Consider the following 6430-nt stretch of genomic DNA (forward strand, 5'->3'; position numbering starts at 1 on the left):
GGTCAAGTCCCGTGTTGTGGTGTCAATCCGGCTGCTTCCTTGATGGGTGAGGGTCAGGCGGTGAGGAACAGGTCGGGGCGCTCAGGCTCGGCGTGGTCTTGGAGTGTGTGGACGAGTTTGCGCATGGAGATGTCGGAGAGGTAGCGGCGTTCACCGTATTGCCATTCCTCGTGCTGCTCCTGCAGGACGGCGCCGATGAGGCGGGTGACGGAGTCGCGGTCGGGGAAGATCTGCACGACGTCGGCGCGGCGTTTGATCTCACGGTTGAGGCGCTCGATCGGGTTGTTGGACCAGACCTTCTGCCAATGCTCACGCGGGAGCGGCGCGAATCCGGTGAGGTCTGCTTCGGCAGCATTGAGCATGTCTGCGATCTCCGGGAACGACCCGCGGAGGGACGTGGAGACCTGGTGATACTGGGCGATCACGGCCTCGGGGGTGGTCTGCGCGAAGATCGTCGAGATCAGCGCGTTGACGGGCTTGGAGCGTGCCGATCCGAGCTTCTGGGTGACGTTACGAGCGAAGTGGACGCGGCATCTCTGCCAGCCCGATCCGGGGAGGATCGCTTTGACGGCGGCTTTGATGCCGGCGTGAGCGTCGGACGTGACGAGGGTCACGCCGAGCGGGTCTGTGTCGGTGGAGACTTTCAGACCGCGGTCGCGGAGGGAGCGGAGGAACTCGGTCCAGAAGTCCGTCGTCTCCGCGTCGCCGAGAGCCATCCCGAGGATCTCCCGACGGCCGTCGCCGCTGACCCCGGTCGCGACGATGAGGGCTTGGGAGAGAACCCGGCCACGGTGGCGCACGTCGAGGTAGGTGGCGTCCAGGAACAGGTACGGGAACCAGGTGTGATCGAGCCGGCGGTGCAGAAACTCGTGCACCACCTCATCGATCTCGGAGCAGATGCGGGAGACGGTGGACCGGCTGATGCCGGTGTCGTTGCCCAGCGCGCGGACGAGCTGGTCGACCTTGCGGGTGGAGACTCCGTCGATCCAGGCCTGGCAGATCACCGCGTAGAGCGCCTTGTCGACACGGCGGCGTGGGCTGAGCAGGCTCGGGAAGAACGACCCCTCCCGCAGCTTCGGAATCTGAATGTCGACCTCCCCCGCGGGCGTGGCGAGCGTCTTCGCGCGAGCACCGTTGCGACGCGTGGTGCGCTCCGCCGTGCGTTCGTAACGGGCCGCGCCGATCTTCGCGGTCGCTTCCGCGTCAACAAGGTCCTGCAGCCCCGCCTGCAGCATCCGACGGAACACGTCGGAATGGGCGAGGTCAGGATCGGCGAGGACTTCTGCGATCAGGGTCGTCAAGGCAGACTGATTCTGGGTCATCGTGGGATCTCTTCTTTGCTTCTTGGCGGAAACAACTGGTCATCCCACGATGGCCCTCCTACGTCAACGACGACGAGAACCCCGCAGGAATTGACACCAAGCTACGAGACGCACCCGGATACTCCGAACGATGCTCACGCACCAGCCGGACAGCGCGCTCACGCAGGGCAGGATCGATCTTCTTCGGCATGACATACATCCTTCCAACTCAAAAGGATGCGGCATCAAACCTGGGGCGCTTCACTGTTCGGAATCTTTCCACTGTCGGGCAAAGGCACACACTCGGTCATAAGACCCGGTAAAGCCCAAAGCGACCAAATCCCGGTACATGCTGCGCAGGTTTCTGCGCAGCTTCTTTGTCTTTTTGTGCTCGGTGGAGAGCCACTGCCTTAACTTGGGCTCAAAAGGACTTAACTTGCCAACGCTGTCTCGCGCTGGGTACTGCGGTTCAACCACCTTGCTTTGCAAATACTTGCGAACGGTGTTCCTGGACAGGCCGCTTCGTCGGGCTATTTCCCGAATCGACGCACCATCGCGAAAATGCCAGCGTCGAATTGCGCTCAATATCGCCACGTTTATCACTCCTTGATTTCTCCCGCCATATCCAGACGGGAAACAGTGTCATACGTGGGTCAAATTTCGACGCAAATCTTTACCCTAAGTGGGTCAATTTTAGATGCAACTCAACAGGCCATGCTGAGTGTGCGATGGTTGATCGCTTCCTCGCCGCTCTCCACGGCGACGATGGCCGCCGCCATCAGCAAGTGCGCCAGTTCCCCTATGGTGCCCTCGCTGCGTGTGAGCAGGTAGCGAGCCATGTCCAGCGTGGCAATTGGGGAAGGCCGGCGCAGCGGGAGCGAAGCGGCGAAGCTGGCCAGCAGTGAGCAGCAATCGTCGTTGGCCTCCCATACCGGCAGCATCATCGGCTCGAAGCGATTTTCCAACTGGTCATCGGAGCGGATGGCTAGGTAGGCGTCGCGCGTGCCTACCCCAACCAACGGGATGCGCAGTTCGTTGCCGAGGAAGCGCAGCAGGTTGAGGAATTCCCGGCGGTTGACGCTGTTGCCGGCCAGCACGTTGTGCAGCTCGTCGATCACCAGCATGCGCACGCCGACCTTGCGCAGCAGTGCCAGAGCCAGTTGCTCCATTTCCGGCAACCGTGGGCGTGGGCGCAGCGGCGCGCCCATCGCGGCGAGCAGCGCGACGTAGAAGCGGATCACGGACGGCTCGGACGGCATCTGCACGACCAACACCGGGATGTGCTCCTGGTCGGCGTCGGAGCTGGCCGGGTGGGTGCGGCGGAACTTCTCGACGATCATCGACTTGCCATTGTTGGTCGGGCCAACCAGCAGCAGGTTGGGCATGCGTTGCTTGTTTGGCCACGCATAAAGGGCTTCCAGCCGGTTCAGCGCCTCGACTGCGCGCGGATAGCCGATCCAGCGGTCGGCGCGAAGGCGCTGGATGCGCTCGTCCGCCGGAAGACGGGCCAAGCCCTGGGCCGCCGGCAGCAGGTGGGACAGGTCGATGATGGGATATTCGTCCACGGCTACCACTCCTCAATCTGGTCGAACGGTTTGGCGGGTGGCAAGTTGTCTGCCTGCGGGTCGGCAATATCCGTATCCGGCGGAACGGGCTTGTCCGGCCGAGCTGATGTCTTGAGGTGCTGGCGGCGATCCGCGTCACGCCGCGCCTTGCGTGTGGCCTTCTGCGCGCTGGTCACAATCTCACGCATCTGGCCGATCATGCGGAACAGCGCCGACTCATCCACCTGTTCGCGCCCTTGCTGCCGCAGTTTCGCCAGCGCCTGCCGTTGTTCCCAGAGGGTGACAGCCGGATGCGACAAGGTACGGTAGGGAATTTCCAGGTAATGCTGTCCCTCCGGTTCCAGGACCCAGATACGGCTGATGTCGCGCGGATCGCGCCGGATCAGAAAGGACGGCCAGCGTTCACGCCGCGCAATCCACGGCTTGAGCGCATCGGCGTAGTAGTGGATGTGGTCGATGACAAAGCCGGTGCGGGTCAGCGTGCGCCGGAGGATCGGCAGAAAATCGACCAGGAACGAAGTAGCGCGTGTGACGACGGCCGGTACGCCGACACGCGCCACGGCCTCGGCCCAGCGCGCGGCCGGCGGTTGGAGCAGGCCGTTGTGCACCGAACCGTGGTAGGTGCCGACCGCCAATGTGAGCCAGCGCTCTAGCTCGCGCAGCGTCAGGGCGGCCTTGTTTTCGGAATCGTAGTCGCCGCGCTGGTCAGGGTTGGAGAAGGTCGTTCCCGGCAGTTCGTCGTGAATCATCTGCATCGCCGTGCCGATGATCCGTTCCACGATGCCGCCATAGTGCGGCTGTCCCAGCGGGCGATAGTCCAGCCGGATGCCATGCTGCTCGCAACCCCGGCGCAGGGCCTCGCTCTTGAACTCGGCCGCGTTGTCTAGGTAGAGCAGCAAGGGCTTGCCGCTCATCTGCCAATCCATTTCCACGTTCAGTCCTTCCAGCCAAGGGCGCTTGTCGCAGGCGACATGCACGAGGCACAGGCCAACCGAAACGGCAGACGGCGCTTCCAGCGTGACGACCATGCCGAGCACGCAGCGGGTGAACACGTCGATGGCGAGGGTCAGGTACGGGCGGCCAATAGGTTGCCGGTCGCGGTCATCGACCACGATCAGGTCGATGACCGTATGGTCTATCTGCACCTGCTCCAGCGGCGCGGTCACGGCAGGAGGCTCGCCGCCCACACCTTGTAGGTCACGAGCGGCATCCTGGCCTTCCCGCCGGCGGATGACCTTGCGCGGGTCAAGGCTAGCGATCCGTAAGGCCACGGTATTGCGCGCCGGCACTCGCAGTTTTTGAGCCTTGCACACCTGAGTGACTTCGCGGTGAAAGGCCGCTAGGCTGCGCTTCTGCTTGGTCAGGAACCGCTTTTGCAGTAGCTCGTGGATGACGCGCTCGACCGGTTCCGGCAAGCGCCCCTTACCTTTACCTCCACCGGACTGGCCGGGCACCAGATCCGTCACGAGGCCGCTGCCTTGCCGGGCACGCCGGATCAGAACGTATACCTGGCGCCGAGACAAGCCCAGCGCCTGAGCCGCCATATCGGCCGCTTCGTGCCCGACCGTCTCCGACTGCGCCAACGGACTGATGATCTCCGCACGACGGCGCGCACGCTCCCAAGCCTCATCAGGCAGAGTGGCCACGCCTTGTTCTGGAATCCGTGGGGTGTCCGTCGCCATGCTCACCTCGCTTTGGTGCACACGAGTATTGAGCATAGTCGAGATTGGTGCAGATCACTTCTGATATTGAACTGTCAGGAGCTGGCTGCACAACAGCCATTACGCCCAATCAACTGGTGCAGTCGTCTTCTGAAAATGACATCAAATTGGCTAGGTGCGCGGGTCAGAATCGGGTGGCGTGGCGCGCGGCGTTGACTCTGGCATCGCGCGCTGACGGTCGCGAACGGGAACGGGCGGGCCGTTGCGGTGTGAGAGCGTGCGGGATCGCACGGCGAGGGGCTCGTGGCGACTGTCGGTGCGTGCTGTGACGCCCAGGGACCCCTGGGGAGGCCTATGCGGGCGCCAGCCCGGCGGCTGTAGCGACGCGGAGCTTGCGGAGGTTGTGGCAGATCGTGTGGAGTAGCCATTCGCCTTGGGCGCCGGCGAGTCCGCGTAGCCGGAGCTGTCCGGCGTTTTGCCGGGTCTTCATCTGCCCGAACGCGGGTTCAACGATGGCTTTGCGGCGCGCGTAGTCGGTGCGGCCCTGCTCGGTGCGCAGCGCGTGCGCCATCCGCTCCCGCCGGCTCGCGTCCTCTGGGGCCGGGTCCGGGGCGCCGGCGGTAGGGAAGCTCTCGCCGTGACGTTGCCGTCCCGTCGCGATCAACACCTGTGCGTCCAGATCGTCGGCGGCTTCGAGGTTGGCTTCCGAGCAGTAGCCCGCGTCAGCGAGGACGACCTCTGGGGAACGCTCGATTCCTGCCGCGTCGAGGTTCCGTAGGGTCTGCTCGGCCATCGGGACGAACTGCTGGATATCGGTGGCCTGCTGGGTGACCTCGGCGCTCAACACGATCTGGTGGCCCTCATCGACAACGGCCTGCGCGTTGAACGCGTAATCGAAGCCGCGGACCGTCTTCATCATCCGCGCCTCAGGATCGGTGAAATTGCGTTGCGCTTTCGGCTTCGGCGCCGCCGTGTCCACCGCAGTCGCGACGGCCGCGTCGGCCTGCTCAGGGGGCTGACCGGCGGCGTCGGCCTTCTTCCGCGCCACGGCTGCCGCCTTCTCGGCGGCGTCGGCCTCGATCGCGTCCTTCGCGGCACGTAGTTTTGCCAGGCGCCCCTCACGGCGGGCCAGCTCCGGGGCGACCTCGTCCCCGCGCCGGTCCTGGCCGAACTGCTGATCCTCGGCCTCATCGACCGCCTCCGCCTCGGCGAGCAGCGCAGCGACCTCGGCTTGGAGCTGATCGATCTTCGGCACGATCCGGTCATAGCTCATCGCCTTATGCCGCGACGCGTTCGCAGCCAGCTTCGTGCCATCCAGCGCGACCCGCCCCAACCGCACCAGCCCCGCCTCCGCGCAGACCCGCAGCACCTGCAGGAACAACCCCGGCAGGGCATCCAGGTGACGCCGACGAAACCGGGCCAGCGACCGGTAGTCGGGCGCCTGGTTGCCCGACAGCCACCGGAAGGCGATATCGCGCTTGCAGCGCCGCTCCAACTCACGAGACGAGGTCACGCCCGTCGCGTACGCGAACAGCAGCAGCTTCAACATCATCCGCGGGTCATACGGAGGCGCACCCGAGGCGGACGCGTACGACGCGTAGACCGGCGTCAGATCCAAGAGCTCTTCGACGACCTCGGAGATGAACCGGGCCTCATCATCCTCGTCCAGCCAGTCATCCAGACTCGGCGGGAGCAGGAAACACTGCCCCTGGTCATACCCACGGAACGTCTTGCCCGCACCCGCCGGTGCAGCCGATCCCGGCGCCCGCGCCTCACCCGGCTCGACCTCGAACAGACCCTCCAGGCTGGCAGTCACCGTCATGAATCGATTCTCCCAGCACCCCGCGCTATCCACCGGATTCACCCCGGCGCGTTAACGGAAGGATCTGACCCACGCACCTAG

The 6430-nt window shown here is 64.7% G+C and carries 5 protein-coding genes and 1 pseudogene; all 6 read right to left on the reverse strand.

Going from position 1 to position 6430, the window contains the following annotated elements; genetic code table 11:
* Positions 1–53 precede the first annotated feature (53 nt).
* The 6 genes and pseudogenes from CGU34_RS17640 to CGU34_RS17665 all read right to left on the reverse strand — a co-directional run bounded on the left by CGU34_RS17640 (position 54) and on the right by CGU34_RS17665 (position 6349).
* Positions 54–1322 (reverse strand): IS256 family transposase, encoded by a 1269-nt coding sequence (locus CGU34_RS17640; protein ID WP_100809674.1) that lies wholly within the window; start codon positions 1320–1322, stop codon positions 54–56.
* Positions 1323–1380: 58 nt separating this feature from the next.
* Positions 1381–1512, reverse strand: a complete 132-nt coding sequence (locus tag CGU34_RS17645) for a hypothetical protein (RefSeq protein ID WP_269800288.1) — start codon at positions 1510–1512, stop codon at positions 1381–1383.
* 53 nt (positions 1513–1565) lie between these two features.
* Positions 1566–1904: pseudogene (locus CGU34_RS17650) on the reverse strand (winged helix-turn-helix transcriptional regulator); the annotation flags it as partial.
* Positions 1905–2005: 101 nt separating this feature from the next.
* A complete protein-coding gene (locus CGU34_RS17655; protein WP_000344784.1) occupies positions 2006–2866 on the reverse strand; it encodes a TniB family NTP-binding protein in 861 nt (286 codons plus the stop codon).
* A gap of 2 nt (positions 2867–2868) precedes the next feature.
* Positions 2869–4548, reverse strand: a complete 1680-nt coding sequence (locus tag CGU34_RS17660) for a Mu transposase C-terminal domain-containing protein (protein ID WP_000179844.1) — start codon at positions 4546–4548, stop codon at positions 2869–2871.
* Positions 4549–4879: 331 nt separating this feature from the next.
* On the reverse strand, positions 4880–6349 hold the full coding sequence (locus CGU34_RS17665) for an IS1182 family transposase (protein WP_036294992.1): 1470 nt from the start codon (positions 6347–6349) through the stop codon (positions 4880–4882).
* Positions 6350–6430: the final 81 nt, after the last annotated feature.

Source organism: Microbacterium lacus (assembly GCF_002812805.1).
Taxonomy (GTDB): domain Bacteria; phylum Actinomycetota; class Actinomycetes; order Actinomycetales; family Microbacteriaceae; genus Microbacterium; species Microbacterium lacus_A.

Coding starts and splice junctions, on each gene's coding strand:
- CGU34_RS17640 (WP_100809674.1), bottom strand. CDS start 1,322: ATGACCCAGAATCAGTCTGCCTTGACGACCCTGATCGCAGAAGTCCTC.
- CGU34_RS17645 (WP_269800288.1), bottom strand. CDS start 1,512: ATGCCGAAGAAGATCGATCCTGCCCTGCGTGAGCGCGCTGTCCGGCTG.
- CGU34_RS17660 (WP_000179844.1), bottom strand. CDS start 4,548: ATGGCGACGGACACCCCACGGATTCCAGAACAAGGCGTGGCCACTCTG.
- CGU34_RS17665 (WP_036294992.1), bottom strand. CDS start 6,349: ATGACGGTGACTGCCAGCCTGGAGGGTCTGTTCGAGGTCGAGCCGGGT.